The organism is Arthrobacter sp. 10L424, from assembly GCF_056395325.1.
On record NZ_JBFTJH010000006.1, the window covers coordinates 30,663 to 48,732 of the forward strand.

15 protein-coding genes are annotated in these 18,070 nt (G+C 68.5%); 5 read left to right on the top strand and 10 right to left on the bottom strand.

Annotation, left to right across the window (positions count from 1 at the left end; genetic code table 11):
* Positions 1-83: 83 nt before the first annotated feature.
* Both AC1DC5_RS12155 and AC1DC5_RS12160 read right to left on the bottom strand, forming a co-directional pair.
* Entirely contained in the window at positions 84-1,430 is a 1,347-nt protein-coding gene (locus tag AC1DC5_RS12155) for a class I SAM-dependent RNA methyltransferase (RefSeq protein WP_476865311.1), read from the bottom strand.
* Positions 1,427-3,403, bottom strand: coding sequence for an APC family permease (locus AC1DC5_RS12160; RefSeq protein WP_441406919.1), 1,977 nt, complete (start codon positions 3,401-3,403; stop codon positions 1,427-1,429). The genes AC1DC5_RS12155 and AC1DC5_RS12160 overlap by 4 nt, the downstream gene beginning before the upstream one ends.
* A 131-nt stretch (positions 3,404-3,534) precedes the next feature.
* Between AC1DC5_RS12160 and AC1DC5_RS12165 the strand changes: the two genes are divergently transcribed.
* Together AC1DC5_RS12165 and AC1DC5_RS12170 are read left to right on the top strand one after the other, a co-directional pair.
* Positions 3,535-4,206 (top strand): potassium channel family protein, encoded by a 672-nt coding sequence (locus tag AC1DC5_RS12165; protein WP_224049324.1) that lies wholly within the window; start codon positions 3,535-3,537, stop codon positions 4,204-4,206.
* Entirely contained in the window at positions 4,207-4,932 is a 726-nt protein-coding gene (locus tag AC1DC5_RS12170; RefSeq protein ID WP_441406918.1) for a potassium channel family protein, read from the top strand. It begins immediately after the preceding gene.
* 78 nt (positions 4,933-5,010) lie between these two features.
* Here the strand turns inward: AC1DC5_RS12170 and AC1DC5_RS12175 are convergent, their stop codons facing one another.
* The 4 genes from AC1DC5_RS12175 to dut form a co-directional block, all read right to left on the bottom strand.
* A complete protein-coding gene (locus AC1DC5_RS12175) occupies positions 5,011-5,805 on the bottom strand; it encodes a DUF3159 domain-containing protein (protein ID WP_476865312.1) in 795 nt (264 codons plus the stop codon).
* The gene (locus tag AC1DC5_RS12180) at positions 5,802-6,257 is read right to left on the bottom strand and encodes a single stranded DNA-binding domain-containing protein (RefSeq protein ID WP_476865313.1); all 456 of its coding nucleotides are present in this window, start codon (positions 6,255-6,257) and stop codon (positions 5,802-5,804) included. The genes AC1DC5_RS12175 and AC1DC5_RS12180 overlap by 4 nt, the downstream gene beginning before the upstream one ends.
* Positions 6,250-7,026 carry a DUF3710 domain-containing protein gene (locus AC1DC5_RS12185; protein ID WP_476865314.1) on the bottom strand — a complete coding sequence of 259 codons (777 nt, stop codon included), beginning with the start codon at positions 7,024-7,026 and terminating at the stop codon, positions 6,250-6,252. Before AC1DC5_RS12185 ends, AC1DC5_RS12180 begins: the two co-directional genes overlap by 8 nt.
* 180 nt (positions 7,027-7,206) lie before the next feature.
* On the bottom strand, positions 7,207-7,707 hold the full coding sequence (dut, locus tag AC1DC5_RS12190; RefSeq protein WP_476865315.1) for a dUTP diphosphatase: 501 nt from the start codon (positions 7,705-7,707) through the stop codon (positions 7,207-7,209).
* 120 nt (positions 7,708-7,827) lie between these two features.
* Between dut and AC1DC5_RS12195 the strand changes: the two genes are divergently transcribed.
* Positions 7,828-8,310 (top strand): DUF3093 domain-containing protein, encoded by a 483-nt coding sequence (locus tag AC1DC5_RS12195; protein ID WP_476865316.1) that lies wholly within the window; start codon positions 7,828-7,830, stop codon positions 8,308-8,310.
* Positions 8,311-8,324: 14 nt separating this feature from the next.
* On the opposite strand, the gene AC1DC5_RS12200 is transcribed toward AC1DC5_RS12195, so the two are convergent.
* Positions 8,325-8,624, bottom strand: a complete 300-nt coding sequence (locus AC1DC5_RS12200; protein ID WP_476865317.1) for a DUF4193 domain-containing protein — start codon at positions 8,622-8,624, stop codon at positions 8,325-8,327.
* A gap of 356 nt (positions 8,625-8,980) precedes the next feature.
* Between AC1DC5_RS12200 and sepH the strand changes: the two genes are divergently transcribed.
* A complete protein-coding gene (gene sepH, locus AC1DC5_RS12205; RefSeq protein ID WP_476865318.1) occupies positions 8,981-10,399 on the top strand; it encodes a septation protein SepH in 1,419 nt (472 codons plus the stop codon).
* Positions 10,400-10,465: 66 nt separating this feature from the next.
* Here the strand turns inward: sepH and AC1DC5_RS12210 are convergent, their stop codons facing one another.
* From AC1DC5_RS12210 to AC1DC5_RS12220, 3 genes are all read right to left on the bottom strand, one after another.
* A complete protein-coding gene (locus tag AC1DC5_RS12210) occupies positions 10,466-11,689 on the bottom strand; it encodes an alkaline phosphatase family protein (protein ID WP_476865319.1) in 1,224 nt (407 codons plus the stop codon).
* A 16-nt stretch (positions 11,690-11,705) separates the two neighbouring features.
* Positions 11,706-12,449, bottom strand: coding sequence for a DUF5998 family protein (locus AC1DC5_RS12215; protein ID WP_441406952.1), 744 nt, complete (start codon positions 12,447-12,449; stop codon positions 11,706-11,708).
* 111 nt (positions 12,450-12,560) lie between these two features.
* Positions 12,561-15,251: a bifunctional acetate--CoA ligase family protein/GNAT family N-acetyltransferase gene (locus AC1DC5_RS12220; RefSeq protein ID WP_476865320.1), complete on the bottom strand. Its 2,691-nt coding sequence runs from the start codon at positions 15,249-15,251 to the stop codon at positions 12,561-12,563.
* 67 nt (positions 15,252-15,318) lie between these two features.
* Here AC1DC5_RS12220 and AC1DC5_RS12225 point away from each other — a divergent pair, with 67 nt between their 5' ends.
* Positions 15,319-17,838: a DNA gyrase/topoisomerase IV subunit A gene (locus AC1DC5_RS12225; protein WP_476865321.1), complete on the top strand. Its 2,520-nt coding sequence runs from the start codon at positions 15,319-15,321 to the stop codon at positions 17,836-17,838.
* The last annotated feature ends 232 nt before the right edge of the window (positions 17,839-18,070 follow it).

Here is an 18,070-nt window from a genome sequence, read left to right on the forward strand (position 1 = left end):
TGGACAAGACTCGGTACAGGGTGCAGGAGGTCAGCCGTGATTACGGAGCGCGACGTCGGACTACTCCGCCCATCCTAGTGGCCTCAGGCCCCGGGAGTCAGCAGCGCCACAGTCTCCATGTGGTGGGTATGCGGGTACAGGTCGAAGGCCCGCAGCCCGTTCAGTTCCCAGCCGGACTCCTGGAAGTAGCCCACATCGCGGGCAAAGGACGCCGGATCGCAGGACACATAGGCGACGGCACGGGGGCCGGCCTCAACCAGCTGGTTCACGACGGCCTTGCCCGCGCCGGCCCGGGGAGGATCGAGCAGGACGGCGTCGAACGTGCGGGCTTTCTCACGCAGAACCCGTTCCACCCGGCCCTGGACGATCTCGACCTGGGAGGCATCATGGAGGTTCTTGCGCGCGTCCCTGCTGGTGCCGGGCGACCCTTCGACGGACAGGACGGAGCCGGTGACGCCGACGGCGTCCGCGAGCGGTGCGGTGAACAGCCCGGCCCCCGCGTACAGGTCGGCCACCGAGGCGCCGGCGTCCAGGAAGCCGCCGTCCTGCAGGAAGCCGGTGACCGCTCCCACGAGGGTGTCCGGCCCGTCCCGATGGATCTGCCAGAACCCGTCGCCGGTGACGCGGAAGCTGTGACCGGCGGCGCTCTCCTGCACGTAGGTACGTCCGCGGAGCCGCAGGACCTCGCCCTTGACCGGATCGAAGCTGGCCACGGACACGTCCTCGGGCAGCTGGGCAAGGACCGCGCTGAGCCGCTTCGCGCGGGTTCCGGCGGCCGGGACCAGGAGCACCAGCGGGCGGGAGCCGTTGGCCGGGGCGGCGACCTCAATGCGTTCGATGCCCTGCAGGTCGATGTCCCAGAGCCGGAGCGCGTTGATGGCATCCGCTGCCAGGGGCATCTCCCCGACCGGGAGGACCGTGTCGGAACGGTGCGCGTGCATGCCGAGTTTCCCGGCCGGCGTCACCGCGAACCCGGCGCGGGTCCGCCAGGCGAGGCCCGCCGTCGCCGGCGTGCCGGGCTCCCCCACGGCTTCCACGGTGATGGGACGTTCGACGCCGGCCAGGCGGCGCAGCTGTTCGGCGAGCACCTCGGCCTTGAGGCTGCGCTGGCGCTCCAGGGAGATGTGGCCGAGTTCGGCGCCGCCCACGGGAGGGTGGCGGTGGGACCAGGAGCGGGCGGAATCCGCCAGGTCCCAGAAGTGTTCCACCCGGTCCGGGGAGGGTTCCAGGACTTCCACGACGTCGCCGCGCCAGAACTTGGCGTCCTGGCCGGACTCAGTGAGGCGGACCCGGACCTTTTCGCCGGGGATGCCGTGGCGGACGAAGACCACCCGTCCCTCATGCCGGGCCACGCAGTGGCCGCCGTGGGCGACCGGGCCGACGTCGACGGTCAGTTCGGTGGAGGATTGCGTCTGGGTCTCGGAGCTCATTGGATGTCCTGCAGTCTCTTGGCTTCTTCGGATGATTTCAGCTGCCACGGCACACTGGCCACCATCACGCCCGGCTCGAAGTGCAGCCGGGTCTTGATGCGCAGCGCGGTCTGGTTGTGGACCAGTTGCTCCCACCACTTGCCGACGACGTACTCGGGGATGTAGACGACAATCAGGTCGCGGGGCGAATCGCGGCGCATGTTCTTGATGTATTCCATGATGGGCGTCACCGTTTCGCGGAACGGACTGGCCAGCACGGTCAACGGTACCGGGATTTCCAGCTTCTCCCAGTCCGCGACCGTTTGTTCGGTCTCTTCGGGGCTGATGTCCACGGTGATGGCGTCCAGCCGGGAGGGCCGGGACGCGCGGGCGTAGGCCAGCGCCCGGAGCACCGGCTTGCGGACGTGCGAGACGAGCAGCACGGCGTGCACGCGGGTGGGCAGGGCCCGCGGCGAGGTGTCCTCGTCGACGGCGAGTTCCTTGGCCACGTTGTCGTAGTGCGCCCGGATGCTCCACATGATCAGGAACAGGACGAACATGGCCAGCAGCGCGATCCAGGCGCCCTGCTGGAATTTTGTGATGAGGACGATCAGCAGGACCAGCCCGGTCATGCCGAAGCCGACCATGTTGATGGTGCGGGACTTGAGCATCCGCCGCTTCACCGCCGGGTCCTTGGCGAGTTTCAGCTCCCGCCCCCAGTGCCGGACCATGCCGAGCTGGCTCAAGGTGAAGGAGATGAAGACGCCCACGATGTAAAGCTGGATGAGCTTGGTGACGTCCGCGTTGAACGCGATGATCAGCACCAGCGCGCCGGCAGCCAGCGCCAGGACTCCGTTGCTGAAGGCCAGCCGGTCCCCCCGGGTGCGCAGCTGGCGGGGCAGGTAGCCGTCCTGGGCCAGGATGGAGCCGAGCACCGGGAAGCCGTTGAACGCGGTGTTGGAGGCGAAAACGAGGATCACGCCGGTGGCGGCCACCACGATGAAGAAGGGGATGGACCCCGCACCGAAGATGGTCTGGGCGATCTGGCTGATCGCCGGGCTCTGGATGTAGCCCTCCGGCAGCGGCCGGCCGTCGAGCAGGAACTCCTTGGCCGGGTCCAGCACGATGTGCACCTTGGTGGCGTTGGCCAGGTAGATGATGCCTGCCAGCATGGCGGAGGCGATCACGCCGAGCAGCAGCAGGGTGGTGGCGGCATTCTTGCTCTTGGGCTTCTGGAAGTTCGGCACGCCGTTGCTGATCGCTTCGACGCCGGTCAGCGCCGCGGCGCCGGAGGAGAAGGCCCTCAGCAGCAGGAACGCGCCGGCGAGGCCGACCAGTCCTTCGTCGAAGCCGGGCGCGGGAACGATCGTGAAGGCTGCCGAGGGCGCCTCGCCCAGCCGGCCGGTGGCGGCCTGGAAGACACCGATCGCGGTCATGCCGAGGATCGACGCCATAAAGATGTACGTCGGCAGGGCGAACACCGTGCCGGCTTCCTTGATGCCGCGCAGGTTCACGAGCGCCAGGACCACGACGCCGATCACCGCGATGCCGGCCTGCTGGCCATGCAGCGCGGGCACCGCCGTGGTCAGGTAGGTGGCGGCGGAGGACATGGACACCGCAACGGTCAGCACGTAGTCGACCAGCAGGGCGGAGGCGACGGTGAGTCCTGCGTGCTTGCCCAGGTTTTCGTTGGCGATCTCATAATCGCCGCCGCCGGAGGGGTAGGCGTGGACGTTCTGCCGGTAGGAGGCGACCACCGTCAGCAGCACCACCATGACGGCCAGGCCCACCCAGGGCGAGAACGCCACAGCGCTGACGCCGGCCAGCGCCAGCGTCAGGAGGATTTCGTCGGGTGCGTACGCCACGGAGGACAGCGCGTCGGAGGCGAAAACGGGGAGGGCGATCCGCTTGGGAAGCAGGGTGTGGGCCAGGTTGTCGTTCCGGAACGGTCTGCCTACCAGCACCCGCTTCACGGCATTGAAAATTGTCGGCACCACACAAAGCTAGTCCCATTCGCACGCGATGTCATGACGGCGGCTTTCCCCGCCCGGGGGCGGGCTCCGCGCGCGGCGGTGGCCGGTATTGTTTTACGCAGCAGCAGTCAAAGGAACTATAGGAGGCACGGTTGGCGCACTTCGTGATCATGGGTTGTGGCCGGGTGGGGGCAACCCTCGCGCACACCCTCGAGGACGCGGGCCATTCCGTGGCCATCATCGACCAGGACGACCGCGCTTTCCGGCGGCTCCGGGCGGGTTTCACGGGCCGTAAAGTCACCGGCGTCGGTTTCGACCGGGAGACCCTGAAGCAGGCCGGCGTCGCGGACGCCTATGCGTTCGCAGCTGTCTCCAGCGGTGACAATTCCAACATCCTTGCCACGCGCGTGGCCCGCGAAACCTTCCACGTCCCCCACGTTGTGGCCAGGATCTACGATCCGGGCCGCGCGGAGATCTACCAGCGCCTGGGCATCCCCACGGTGGCTGCCGTGCGCTGGAGCGCCGACCAGGTCCTCCGGCGGATCCTGCCCGAACAGCACCTCGCCGGCGACTTCCGGGATCCCTCCGGCCGGCTTGTGCTGGCCGAGGTGGACCTGGACCCGGAGTGGATCGGGCACCCGGTGACCTCCATCGAAAAGGCCGCCGGAATCCGCGTCGCCTATCTGACCCGCTTCGGCGAGGGCATGCTGCCGGTGGCCGGCACCCTGTACCAGGACGGCGACACCGTCCATGCGATGCTCGGCGTGGACCGCAGCACCGAAGTCGCCCACATTCTTGCCAAGTCCCCCGCCAAGGAGTCCTAAGTGAAAGTCGTCATTGTCGGGGCGGGAAGCGTCGGTTCCTCGATCGCGCGCGAACTGCTGGCCCACAAACACGAGATCCTGCTGATTGACCTGAAGCCCGAGGTGATCGGGCGCAGCGGCCTGCGCGGCGCGCACTGGCTGGTCGGCGATGCCTGCGAGCTGAGCACCCTGCAGGACGCGAAACTGGAGGACGCCGACGTCGTGGTCTCCGCGACCGGCGATGACAAGGTGAACCTGGTGGTCTCGCTCCTCGCAAAGACCGAATTCGGCGTCGGACGGACGGTGGGCCGGGTCAACAACCCCAAGAACGACTGGATGTTCGACGATTCCTGGGGCGTCGACGTCGCGGTCAACACCCCGCAGCTCATGACCGCCCTCGTCGAGGAGGCGGTGGAGATCGGCGACCTGGTGCGCCTGCTGACCCTGCAGACCGGGGTGTCATCCCTGGTCGAGTTCACGGTTCCCCACGATTCGCACGTGATCGGCCTGACGGTGGGCAGCATCGACTGGCCGGAGGATTCGACCCTCGTGGCGATTCTGCGGGACCAGGCGCCCATCACCCCGAGCCGTGACGATGTGATCGACGGCGGCGACGAGCTGTTCTTCGTGACCACGATCGCGGCCGAGGACGATCTGCGTGCCCTGCTCTCGCCCGAGTCGGCCGGCGATGACGGGCACGCTGACGAACAGCTCCCCGCCGCGGCGGACGACGGCTTCGACGGCTAGTTGGATTTGCGCTGACGGTTGATTTGCGCTGTCAGTTGGAGTGGTTATTCCGCCCGGATAACCACTCCAACTGCCAGCTCAACTGGTTTTGTCGGCCGGGGCGGGGCGGGTAAGCAGCCAGGCGACCCAGATGCCCAGGATGTACAGCGGTGCGCCCATCAGGAGCCGGGTCGTGGCGAGGGCGGCGAAACCGGCGTCGCCCATGAAGTACAGCGGGACCTGAACCAGCAGCCGGAGGGCCAGCACCGCGATAATCACCCAGGTGCCGATCTGGTAGGCCTTGACCCTGGCAGGGTTCTTCCGCCAGTCCAGGCCCTCGTTCCGGATGAACCCGAAAATCAGGCCGGCAAAGGGCCAGCGGACGGCAATCGAGATGGCCATGCCCACGATGTAGGCAGCGTTCGTGAAGAACCCGAGGACATAGAAGTCCTCGGCCTTGCCCGTGCTGTTGGCAAGCCACGCGGAGAGGCCGACGCCGGCGATCCCCGCCAGTGCCTGCGTCAGCGGTTTGCGCTGGACCAGCCGCGTGAGGGTGAAAACAGCAGCCACGGCCAGCGCAAGGATCAAGGCCAGCGTCAGTTCACGTGTGATCGTGAACGCGACGAGGAACACCAGGCCGGGGAGGATGCTCTCCGCAATGCCCTGGATCCCGCCGGCGCTTTTGAGTACGTCGATGTTGCCGTTGGTGGAACGGTGCAGGCCGGCCTTGGCCGCGTAGCCTTCGGCGAGCTGCGCCACTGTCGGCTGGTCGGCTGTTGGCTGCTCTGACCTCGGCTGGTCTGACGTTGGCTGGTATGCCGTTTGCTGGTCAGCGGCATCTTTCCCGGCCGATCCCTGCCCGGCTGCTGTCTCAGGTTTCTCGGGCAAAGTCATTGCTCCTCCTGGCGGGAAAGTATTTCGTAGCGGGGGTTGAACATGGTGGGCAGGCCGTCGCGCACGGTGACCATGCCCCGGAGGCGGAGTTCCGTGCCGGCCTCGACGCCGGGGATGCGGCGGCGTCCAAGCCAGACCACGCGGAGCCGGTCCTTGGGGCCGAAGGGCCGGTGCCGCCGGGCACCAGGGGCGGCCGCGGACGCGGCGGGTGCGGCAGCGCCGGCGGCGGACCCCGCCGCGGCACGGGTAGCCTTGGCGCCGGGTGTTTTGGCGCCGGGTGCCTTGATGCTGGGCGCGTCGTGGTCGACGACGACCGCGGTGAAGGCAGCCACCTGGCTTGCCGGCGCGTAGGTGACCGACTCGATGTAGCCGTGGCACACCACGCGGCCGCGGTCCGGCAACCCCCTCACGGAGACGGAAGAGGCCGGATCCTGGCGGGGGGCATCAGCCAATCTGGGTAATCTCCGGTCCACGTTCGGGCCGCTCGAGGTCCGGGGCGGACTGCGGCGCGGGGGCGGCATTGTCCTTCGGCAGGCGGAGCTGCAGCAGGTCGCGCGGCGGCATCGGGTTTTCACCGCGGACCACCACGATCTGCCGGAACAGGCTCTCAAGCCCTGCGGCCGCCTCGCGGTCCACGGCGGCCTCGCCGCCGAATACTCCGCGGAGGAACCAGCGCGGGCCATCGACGCCGATGAAGCGGGCAACGCGGTAGCCGTGGCTCTCGTCGGCGCCGCCGGCCGGCAGCTTGGCGAGCAGTTCGGTGCCGAAGCCGCCCGGGATTTCCTCGATCTGGCCGCCCTGGCTGCCGACCGACTGGCCGATCTGCTCGCGGATTTCGTCCCAAAGGCCCTCGGAGCGGGGCGCCGCGAAAGCCTGGAGCTGGAGGCTTGAGCCGTTCAGGTCCAGGGTGACGGCCACAACACGCTGGGTGGCCTCTTCGACCTCGAGCCGGAGCTGCAGGCCTTCCGCGGGGGCAATCAGCAGTGCACCGAGGTCCACATAGCCGTCCTGGTCCTCGATTTCCGAGACGTCGAAGGGACCCGTGGCCCCGCGGCCTGGAACAGCGGAAGTGATCCCGGCGGAGCCGGGTGCAACGGAGCCGGGTGCAACAGCGCCGGGTGCGGCGGAGTCATCGGCGGAAGCGTCAGCAACTGCCTCCTGGGTTTCCCCGGGGTCGGTCAGCTGTTCCTGCTTGGCTTTCCTGCCACGCCCAAAAACCATGGGGTTGTCTCCTTAGTTGTGATCCTGTGCCGCCGCGCCGCCCCGCGTCCGCGTGGCGCCCGCCGTCTGCTGCTGTTTCATTCTGTGCCCCTGCAGAAACTCCGGCCGGCTGATACGTCCTGAAAATAGGTCCTGCTCATCAGTCCCTGCGTAAATACTGCGGGTTTTGCCGGCTGCCGGTCAGACCGGCGCGCCGAAGCCGCCGGTGGATCCGAAGCCTCCGCCGCCGCGAACCGAGTCGCTGAGCTCCTGGACGGGCAGGAACCGGGCGTACTCCACGCGCTGAATAACCATTTGTGCAATTCTATCGCCGCGCTTGAGTTCGATCGCCTGCCGGCGGTCGGTATTGAGCAGCGTCACGGCGATTTCTCCGCGGTAGCCGGCGTCGACGGTTCCGGGGGCGTTCACCACGGTCAGTCCGTGCTTCGTGGCGAGCCCGGAGCGGGGGTGGATCAGGGCCACAAAACCATCGGGGAGGGCAATGGATACACCCGTGGGGACCAGCCTGCGCTCCCCCGGTTCCAGCACCACGTCCTCGCGGGCGCGCAGGTCGGCTCCGGCGTCGCCAGGGTGCGCATACGACGGCGGCTCCAGGCCGTCGTCGAGCATTTTCAGTTGAACCGTCAGCGTGGGGGTCCCATATTCTGCCACTGCCTCTACGGCAGTCGTTTCTTCAGTCACAGTCCCTCACTCTAACGCCAGCGGGGAACATCAGCCTAGCCACGGCCGGTGGGAAGCGGCGGCCACGGCTGCAACAGGGGCCAAGGTGAAATAGCCCGGAAAAAGTGGAAAGCTGGGCCTATGCCCGAATCCAGTGCAGCCGTGCCTGCCCCCAACAGCACCCCCAGCGACGCCGTTCTGTACAACGAGAAGCTCTGGCCGAACGTCTGGATCTGGCTGGTGTCGGCAGGAATGTCGGGCGCCGGGATCCTGGTGTTCGCCCCCATCAGCCTGGGCGCCGGGCTCACCGCGGCGGTTGTCCTGTTCGTCATCGTCGCGGTGCTGCTGGTCCTCTCGACCCCTGCCATCACCGTCACCGGCTCCACCCTGCGCGTCGGCCGGGCCACGATCGAACGCCGCTTCGTCGGCACCGCGACCGCCTTCCGGGGCGCGGAGGCGACGGCAGAACGCGGCACCCGCCTCAACGGCCTGGCCTTCCTCTGCATCCGCGGGTGGATCGATCCGGTGGTCCGCATCGAGATCACCGACCCCTCAGACCGCACGCCCTACTGGCTGACGTCCACCCGCCACCCGGACCAGCTGATCGACGCGCTGAAGTCCTAGCCTTCGCAGAGGCTTTAGCCTTCGCAGTCCTTGCAGTACTTGAGTCCGTCCTTCTCGCGGGCAATCTGCGAACGGTGCCGGACCAGGAAGCAGGACGCACAGGTGAATTCGTCGGCCTGGGCCGGCAGGACAAGAACCAGCAGCTCCTCCCCGGACAGGTCCGCGCCGGGAAGTTCGTAGCCCTCGGCAAGGTCCGATTCGTCTTCATCGACCACTGTGGACGGCTTTTCCGTGCGGCGCGCTTTCAGCGCCTCAAGGGAGTCCTCGCTGAGGTCCTCCTCGGTCTTGCGTGGCGCATCGTAGTCTGTCGCCATTATTTGTCGCTCACACTCCGCAGTCGTTCGGTTGGGTCGCCGTGCCCGGCGGTCCTTCCGGGATGTAACCCTGGACCCCCGGTAGCGGTTCTCCGGTGTCAACGCCGGCCACGCGGTTTTTGTGCCCGATGTCGGGTCATTTTTGCTTAAGCCTCCAGTGAACGCCAGAGTCCGATGGTCTGTGACGGCGGGCCCCCGCCGCCGCTTCCGGGACCGGGAGACCCGGGGAACTGCGAAGGGGTCCAAAAATAGCGTAAATTCGCGGAAAATTACGGCGCGCCCTCCGTCCTCACCCGAATTGGCCCGCTTCGGTGGCAGAGTTTCGATTGTTAGTAATGCCAGGGTGGAGGATTTGTATGCAGGATCTACGGCTTGTAGGCGTCCACGACGACGGGGAGCATCTCCTGTTGAGCGGCACCGGCGGCGAGATGTTCCAGCTGCCAATCGATGAAGCACTTCGGGTGGCAGCCAGCCGGACGACGGCCAAAGCCGCGTCCGTCGCGGCGGCTACCCCTATTGCCATGTCTCCGCGCGATATCCAGGCGCGGATCCGCAGCGGATCGACGGCCGCAGAGGTGGCGGAACTCTCCGGCATTCCGCTCGCGAAAGTCCAGCGTTACGAGGGTCCGGTACTGGCAGAGCGCGAGTACGTTGCCCAGCAGGCCCGCAAAGTGGAAGTCGCCGCCCCCGCCCCCGGCCATGACGTGTACCGATCGGTGTTCGGGGACCACCCGGCGTCGCTCGGCGACATGGTGGCCCACCGGCTCAGCGCGCACGGCATTGAAGCCTCCACCGTCGAGTGGGACTCCTGGCGGCGTCCCGATGGCAGCTGGAACGTGGTGGCCCGCTTCGAACCCAAGCCCGGCGGCCCCGCCGGTATCGGTGAGGAACCGCCGGCCATGTGGACGTTCAGCCCGGCCCGGAAATCCCTGCAGAACGCGAACCGCTGGGCGCAGCAGCTCAGCGAACTGGAGCCCCTCGACGGTCCTGTACCGGCTCGCCGGCTCACCGCCGTCTCGGACCGCCCCTTTGATTTTGAAACCGACGCGGAAGCTGCCGCGCGCACCGCAACCGCCCAGCTCCAGGTGGTCCAGCAGCTCCAGTTGCACCAGGAACAGGAATCCGACGGGCTGTTGGACATGCTGCGCTCCCGCCGCGGGCAGCGCCTCGGAGTGGACGAAGACGCCGACGACGCCCTCGCCAAGCTGCTGACCAACGGTGTCCCCGCAGCCCACCCGCGGCCCTCCGAGGTCCTTGCAGAGGTCCCGGCCGGCCCGGACAGCAATGAGCAGGACAGCGACAATCAGGACGACGGCGCGACGGACAGCGGCGAGTCTCCTGGAGACGAGTCCGGGGCCGCTGCCCCGAAGCCGGAGCACGTGCAGGCAGCCGGGACGGAACCCCGTCCGGTCTCTGATCCGTGGGAGCGCCGACGCGACGGCCGGCCCTCGATCATGTCCCGCCTCACCCTGGCTCCGCGTCATGAGGACGGGCCGGACGATGCCCTGAAGCTCCATGACGGCGTCAGTACCGAAACCCGGGAGATCACCATCGCGGCGTCACAGCTGCGGCCCGTGGGTCAGCAGGGACCCACCTCCAGCCCGGGGCTGGACGAGCTGCTGGGCGGCGGAACCTCGCGGCGCCAGCAGCGTGAATCCCCGGCCCCTGCCCGCGAAGACCGCGATGCGGAGCAACCGGAGCGCCAGCCGGCGAAGCCGAAGCGCTCCAGCATTCCGAGCTGGGACGAAATCGTTTTCGGAGCCCGCGGCGACTAGCTGAGTCCGCGGACCCCAGGGTCCCCTGGGCTGGCAGTGCAAATGCTTAGCAGTGCGAATGCGCTGTCAGGCGCCGGGGGCCCTTTTTCCGTCCGCCTGGAAACAGAGCAGCGGGACTTCGCGTTCGGCTTTCGTCAACGAACCGTGCTGGCCCACCACCTCGAGGGCTGTGGGCCGGACGCGCCGGGTGTCGTAGAACGCCAGCGGGTCCCGGGCAGCGATCATCACGTCGCCGATCCGCGGGGCGGCCTCGGCCCGAACTTCACCGAAGAGCCCCGCGTTGATGGCTTCCTCGCGGGTGAAAGCCCAGATCCTCTCGCCGAAGCGGGCACGCCAGGCCTCGATCAGGCGGGCGCGGCCGGCGTCGCCTTCACCCTCCTCCAAGTAGAGGTGGACCATCCGCGGTTCGCCGGCCGTGTGGCGGACCCCTGCAACGAGGTCAGGGTCGGCGGAATAGTCGATCCGCTGGGATTCCGGCACGTCGAGCATGCCGTGGTCCGCCGTGAGCAGGATGGTGGTGCCTGCCGGCAGGGTGGCGCTGAGCCGTTTCACGGTGGCGTCGAGTTCCTCGAGCTGGTGCTCCCACTGCGGGGACTGGCAGCCGTGGCGGTGCCCGGCCTTGTCCAGTTCATTGACGTAGAAGTACATCAGGGAGCTGCCGGCACCGGCCATCGCCTCCGCGGCGGCCGCGGTCCTGGCGTGGGAGGTGAGGGCGGTGACATGGCGGCCCCCGCGGAGCGCGGCCCGGGTCATGGCGGAGTCGCTGAACTGCGGGAGGCTGACCGTGAAGACGTCGACGTGTGCCGCGGCACGTTCGAACACGGTGGGGAACGGCTGCCACACCTGGGGATCGACGCCGGCGTCCCAGCCGCCGAGCATGTTGACCACCCGGTCCTGGTCCGGGTCCAGCACGTCGTAACCCACCATGCCGTGCTGCCCGGCAGCGAGTCCGGTGCCGAAGCTGGCCAGTGAGGCTGCGGTGGTGGAGGGGAAGGCGGAGTCCAGGGAGACGGGCACCTGCCCCTGGCCGGCCTGCATGACGGAGCGAAGGAACGGTGTGTGCGCCGATTTCTGCTTCAGCAGGTTGCGGCCCAGCCCGTCGGCGAGGATGACGCAGACGCGTTGGGAGGCGGGCAGGTTCAGGCGGTTCTCGAAGCCGGGAACACCCAGGCTGGCCGCGGCGCTGGTGAGCACCTCGGCGACGGACCGGTCGCCGAAGGCCGGGGCTGCGGGAAGGCTCCCGGCTGCAGTCCGGACGGGGGCCGGGGCGGAGCACAACGGTTCAGGCACGCGGACCGGCGTCATCTCAGCGCTGGTGGCCGCGGCTGACGCGGCTCCCGAAGACACCCATCCGCGGGCGGGGCGGGAGCCCGGGGCCGGTGTGGGGCACCGGGGCGGTGGATCCCGTGTTCACGGCGCGCAGGGCACGGGCGAACAGCTTGGCGTCCTGGACGGCCTGCAGGCCGTCGGCTTCGGCGCTGATCCGGAGCACGATGTCCTCCTGGGAGATGGTGCCGCTGTAGCCATGGTCGGCCTCGCACTGCGGGTCACCGCAGCTGGCCGGGCCCATGTCGAGGCGCTGGCCGCCGGACCACGCGATGGACAGGGTCAGCTCGCGGACTGGATCCGACGGTTTGTAGTCCTGGGGCTGGGCGTACACGTAGCTGAGCACCACGGAGCCGATCTGCGTCACGGGCACGGATTCAGTGGAGACCTGCGCCACCGTCTGCTCCCCCGCCTCGTCGAGCTGCTGGTCGTCCACGTGGGTGATCACCAGCATGTCCTCGGTCAGGACCAGGACGGTGATGTGGCGGCGGACCTCGGCGCGGTCGAAGTGCGTCTCCAGATGCACGAGGTGGGCCACGCAGTCGCGCCCGTCAAGTGCGTCGGCGACGACGTCGGCCACCAGCCGGGGGTAGAAACCGGCCTGCTGGAGCGCCCCCTCCAGGCTTTGACCCTGCGCACTGTGGTCATGCAGGCCGTGGTGGTGCGCGCCCGGGCGTCCGGAGATGGTCGCCTGGGGCTTGGGTGTCGGAGACTGAAAGCTCATGGTCTCCATTTTCACAGATCGGCTGGGGACATGCTAACCCTCGCCGGCCAGGCGGCGCCCCGCCTCACCCCGGCACTTCCCCGCCGCGTGCTTAAAGTTGTCCCAAGGCTGTCAGCTGCGCATGGCGCGGCGGGCACTGTCGGTGCGTTGGGCGGCGTTCGCGATCCGGACGTCGGCGGACAGGATGGCTGCACCCTCCGGCCCGGCGAGCACGGGGTTGAAGTCGACGAGGGCAATCTCCGGATGGTTGTCCTTGAGCCTTGTCAGCCTGGCGGCGAGGTCCTCCAACGCCCTGGCATCCACGGCCGGCAGGCCCTGGTAGCCGAAGAGTTTCCGCGAGGCCCGGGGCGCCCGGATGAAGTCATGCAGGTCGGAGCCGGAGAGCGGCGGCACCCGGTGGGCCCAGTCGTCAAGCAGGTTGACGGCGTCACCGGCCAGGCCGAACGACACCACCGGGCCCAGCAACGGATCCTCGATGGCGCGGAAGGTGCAGGCCTGCCCCACCGGCGCCATGGTCTGCACTTCCAGCGACGGCGAGCCGTAACGTTCCAGCGACTTGCGCATTTCCAGCACATTCCGCCGCAGCGAGTCCGCGTCCTGGATGTCCAGGCGCACCCCGCCCAGGTCCAGCCGGTGACGGAGCGCTGGGTCGGTGGTCTTCAACGCCACGGGCCAGCCGAGCCGGTCCGCGGCGGCGACGGCCTCATCGGCGGTTTCAAAGCCGACGGACGGGACCACCCTGATGCCGTAGCGGGCCAGCAGGCCCGCGGCCGTCTCTGCGTCCAGCCGGACCAGATGCTCGCCGCCCACTTTGTCCAGCAGCCGTTCCAGCTCATCGTGCGTACCGTCCGGGTCGCAGCCCTCGGGTTCCACGAACAGGCCCTGGTCCCGGCCCAGCCACTGGGCATAGCGGACCACGGAACCCAACGCGGCCACTGCCGCCCCGGGGTTGGAGTAGCAGGGAACCACCGTTGAGCCCGCCTGGTCCCCCACCATTCCCTCCACATAGATGGACGGGTCCAGCAGCCCGCTGAATGCCGCCACCACGGGTTTACCGGCCGCCACCGAACATTCGGCAAGCACTCCGGCGATCTTTTCCACAGTGAGGCCGTGGGCCGGCAGCAGCGCCACTACCACCGCGTGGACGGAGTCGGCGGTGAGGACTTCCTGCAGGCTATGCCGCAGCGCGGGCAGCGCCACGGACATCCCGGCGTCGAGGTCGACGTCGGTGACGATCCGCTCCACCCCGAGACCCTGCGCCGTCGCACTGTCCGCGACAACCTTGCCGAGCGCGCGGGAGTTGCTGAACACGGCGACTCCCGGGCCCTGCGGGAGGGGCTGGCTGGAAACGATTTGGGCGACGTCCATAAGCTGTTCGATGGTCTCGACGCGGATCACTCCGGCCTGGCGCATCATCGCGTCCAGGGCGTCCGGCGGGGCCAGCGTGGTGCGGACGGCGTGGCCGGGAGGCAGCCCGAGGCCCATCGCGTCGGACTTGGCCACGATGACCGGTTTGGTCCGGGCCAGGCGGCGGGCCAGCCGGGAAAACTTGCGCGGATTGCCGATCGATTCCAGGTACAGCCCGACCGCGGTCGTGTCGGCGTCGTCCTCCCAGAACTGCATCATGTCGTTGCCGGAGACGTCGGCGCGGTTGCCGGCCGAGAGGAACGTGGAGATCCCGACGCGGCGCCGGCTGGAGGCGGCGTAGAGGGAGACGCCGATCGCTGCCGACTGGCTGAACAAGCCCAGGCCGCCGCGGCGGCCCAGCGAGGGGGCCATCGAGGCGTTGAGGGACACGGCAGGGTTGGTGTTCATGATGCCCAGTGACGCGGGGCCGATCACGCGCATGCCGTTGGCGCGGGCCTGCCTGACGAGTTCGCGCTGCCGGGCGAGGCCGCGTTCGCCGTCGTCCGCGTAGCCTGCCGTGGCCACCACGATCCCCTTGACCCCCGCGGCGCCGCATTCCTCCACGACTTTCGGGACCTCGGCGTAGGGGACGGCGATGATGGCGAGATTGACGGGGCCCGGCACCTCGGAGAGCCGGGCGAAGGAGAGCATGCCGGCGAGCTCGAACGCCTCGGGGTTGATCGCGTAGACGGGCCCGGTGAAGCGGCCCTCGATGATGTGCTCCAGCAGCTGGTAGCCCACGGTGCCCCATTTGCGGCTGGCCCCGATCACCGCCACGGAGGACGGGGCGAGCAGTTCCTGGATGCTGCGGGCCTCGGCGCGGTGTTCGCGGGACTCCATCACGGCGCGGGACTTGTCCGTGGGGTCGATGTTGAATTCGAGGCTGACCACACCGTCGTCGAAGTGGCGTTTGACGTCGTATCCGGCGTCGGAGAACACCATCAGCATCTTCCGGTTTTCCGGGAGCACCTCGGCACTGAACTTGCGGATCCCGTTCTCCCGGGCGGCGGCGGCGAGGTGTTCGAGCAGGATGGACCCGATGCCGCGGCCCTGGTGCGCGTCGGCGATGTTGAACGCGACTTCGGCTTCTTCGGGGTCATCGAGCCGGTCATACCGGCCGATGCCCATGATTTCGCCGCCGATGGTGATCACCAGGGCCACACGGTCCTTGTAGTCCACCTCGGTGAACCGTTTGAGTTCCTTGGCGGAGAGTTTGGACTTGAACGCGAAGAACCGCATGTAGATGGACTTCTGCGACTGCCCTCCGTGGAAGGCCTGGACGGCGTCCGCATCAGCGGGGTGGATCGGGCGCAGATGGGCGGTCCCGCCGTCGCGCAGGACAACATCGGCTTCCCAATATTCCGGATATACGCCGTCCGCGGGCTGATCCACCATAGGCTTAGCCTAGTCATAATCTTTTGCAGCACACGTTCAGCACCCCTCAGAAGGACCCACCAGCCTCATGGCCCGCCGCCAAACCACGCCCCCGGCAGGGGAAGCCAGCACCGATTTCGTAGAGAATATCGTCGACATCGACGTCACATCGGAGATGGAAGGATCGTTCCTCGAGTACGCCTATTCGGTGATCTACTCGCGTGCCCTTCCGGATGCCCGCGACGGACTGAAGCCGGTGCAGCGGCGCATTCTGTACATGATGAGCGAGATGGGCCTCCGCCCGGACCGCGGCCACGTCAAGAGCGCCCGCGTGGTGGGCGAGGTCATGGGCAAGCTGCACCCGCACGGTGACACGGCGATCTACGACGCGATGGTGCGCATGGCGCAGGACTTCTCGCTGCGGCTGCCGCTCATCGACGGTCACGGCAACTTCGGCTCGCTCGACGACGGCCCGGCGGCCCCGCGGTACACCGAGGCCCGGCTGGCGGCCGCCGCACTGACCCTGACGGACCACCTCGACGAGGACGTCGTCGACTTCGTCCCCAACTACGACAACCAGCTGACCCAGCCGGACGTGCTGCCGGCCGCGTTCCCGAACCTGCTGGTCAACGGCGCCACCGGCATCGCCGTCGGCATGGCCACGAACATGGCACCGCACAACCTGGTGGAAGTGATTGCCGCCGCCCGGCACCTGATCGAGCACCCGGACGCCACGCTCGAGGACATCATGAAGTTCGTCCCCGGCCCGGACCTGCCCACGGGCGGCCGGATCGTAGGCCTGGACGGCATCCGCGACGCCTACGCCACGGGCCGCGGCTCGTTCAAGACCCGGGCCAAGGTGGAGGTCGAGCAGCTCTCGGCCCGCCGCACCGGTCTGGTGGTCACGGAACTGCCGTACATGGTGGGCCCGGAGAAGGTGATCGAGAAGATCAAGGACGCCGTCAACGGCAAGAAACTCACCGGCATCAGCGACATCGTGGACCTCACGGACCGCAAGCACGGCCTCCGCCTGGTCATCGAGCTGAAGAACGGCTTCAACCCCAACGCCGTGCTCCAGCAGCTGTACCGCTACTCGCCGATGGAGGATTCCTTCGGCATCAACAACGTCACCCTCGTGGACGGGCAGCCGCAGACGCTCGGGCTGCTGCAGCTGCTCTCCGTCTACGTTGAGCACCGCATCAACGTCGTCCGCCGCCGCACCGCCTTCCGCCTCGGCAAGAAGAAGGACCGCCTGCACCTGGTGGAGGGCCTCCTGATCGCGATCGTGGACATCGACGAGGTCATCCAGATCATCCGGTCCTCGGACGAGGCGGCCGCGGCCCGGACCCGGCTGATGTCCATCTACGACCTTTCCGAGATCCAGGCCAACTACATCCTGGAGCTCCGGCTCCGGCAGCTGACCAAGTACTCCCGGATCGAACTCGAGAAGGAACAGGACGAGCTGCGCCGCGAGATCGCCGAGCTGGAAGCCATCCTCGGCTCCAGCGAGCGGCTCCGCGCCCTGGTGTCCGCCGAGCTGGCCGAAATCGCCGAGAAATACGGCACCCCGCGCCGCACCGTCCTGCTCGAATCCGAGGCCGTCTCCCCCACGGTCGCCGCCCTGGCCGCCGCTCCGGGAGCCAAGGGCAAGGCCGCTCCGCTGGCGCTGGAGATCGCGGACGATCCCTGCTGGGCGATCCTGACCGCGTCCGGCCAGATCGCACGCACCGCCAACCAGGACAGCCTCGCCGAGGCTGGCCCGCGGACCCGGCACGATGTGTTCACCTCCGTGGTCAAAACGTCGGCGCGCGGCGAGCTCGCAGCCGTCACCTCGCAGGGGCGCATGCTCCGCCTCCAGGTGATGGACATGCCGGTGCTGCCGCCGACCTCCGGCACGCCGAACCTGGCCGGCGGGGTGCCGGCCAAGGACTTCATCACGCTGCTCAAGGGCGAATCCCTCGTGGCGTTCGCGCCCCTGGATGAGGTGCTGGCGATCGGTACCGCGCAGGGCGTGGTCAAGCGGGTCCAGCCCGACTACCCGCTGAACCGCGAGGACTGGGAAGTCATCGCCCTCAAGGACAAGGACACCGTGGTGGGTGTTTCCCCCGCGGGGTCCGACGACGTCGACCTCGTCTTTGTGACGCGGCAGTCGCAGCTCCTGCGCTTCCCCGCCTCCGCTGTCCGGCCGCAGGGCCGGACCGCCGGCGGCATGGCCGGCATCAAGCTGGCCGCCGGGGACCGGGTCATGTTCTTCGGCACGGCCAGCCCGGCCGACAGCGACGCCGTCGTCGTCACCATCGCCGGCACGGACGGGGCGCTGCCCGGCACGGCCCCGGGGGCAGCCAAGGTGACCGCACTGTCCGAGTACCCTGCCAAGGGCCGCGCCACCGCCGGGGTCCGGGCACACCGTTTCCTCAAGGGCGAGGACACCCTGCTCCTCGCGTGGGCCGGCCACGGCCCCGCCAAAGCATCCTCCCTGGCCGGTGTGGCCCGCTCCCTTCCCGGGGAACACGGCCGCCGCGATGGGTCCGGCATTCCGCTCTCCCAGGCCGTCGACGCGATTGGCCCGAGCATGTCGTGGCCGCAGGAGCCCGGGGCGGAAGCCTAGGCCCGCTGGGGGGGTGGGGCTGCGGGTGGCACGTTGCGGTGTCCGGGGGGGGCTCGTCGCGCCCGCCGCTCACTCAATCACCACGAGCGGCCGCTAGAGCTCACCGATTCACCACGAATGGCCGCTATATGGCCTGCCAATGCGGCCATTCGTGGTGAATGGCCGACGCGGGGCTCAGTCACGTGCCCCGGCACCCCTTATGCGGGCCGGACAGGAATCGCTTGGGCGCCTC

Coding starts and splice junctions, on each gene's coding strand:
- AC1DC5_RS12175 (WP_476865312.1), bottom strand. CDS start 5,805: ATGACTTTGCCCGAGAAACCTGAGACAGCAGCCGGGCAGGGATCGGCC.
- AC1DC5_RS12225 (WP_476865321.1), top strand. CDS start 15,319: ATGGCCCGCCGCCAAACCACGCCCCCGGCAGGGGAAGCCAGCACCGAT.
- AC1DC5_RS12185 (WP_476865314.1), bottom strand. CDS start 7,026: ATGGTTTTTGGGCGTGGCAGGAAAGCCAAGCAGGAACAGCTGACCGAC.
- sepH (WP_476865318.1), top strand. CDS start 8,981: ATGCAGGATCTACGGCTTGTAGGCGTCCACGACGACGGGGAGCATCTC.
- AC1DC5_RS12200 (WP_476865317.1), bottom strand. CDS start 8,624: ATGGCGACAGACTACGATGCGCCACGCAAGACCGAGGAGGACCTCAGC.
- AC1DC5_RS12195 (WP_476865316.1), top strand. CDS start 7,828: ATGCCCGAATCCAGTGCAGCCGTGCCTGCCCCCAACAGCACCCCCAGC.
- AC1DC5_RS12220 (WP_476865320.1), bottom strand. CDS start 15,251: ATGGTGGATCAGCCCGCGGACGGCGTATATCCGGAATATTGGGAAGCC.
- AC1DC5_RS12215 (WP_441406952.1), bottom strand. CDS start 12,449: ATGAGCTTTCAGTCTCCGACACCCAAGCCCCAGGCGACCATCTCCGGA.
- AC1DC5_RS12155 (WP_476865311.1), bottom strand. CDS start 1,430: ATGAGCTCCGAGACCCAGACGCAATCCTCCACCGAACTGACCGTCGAC.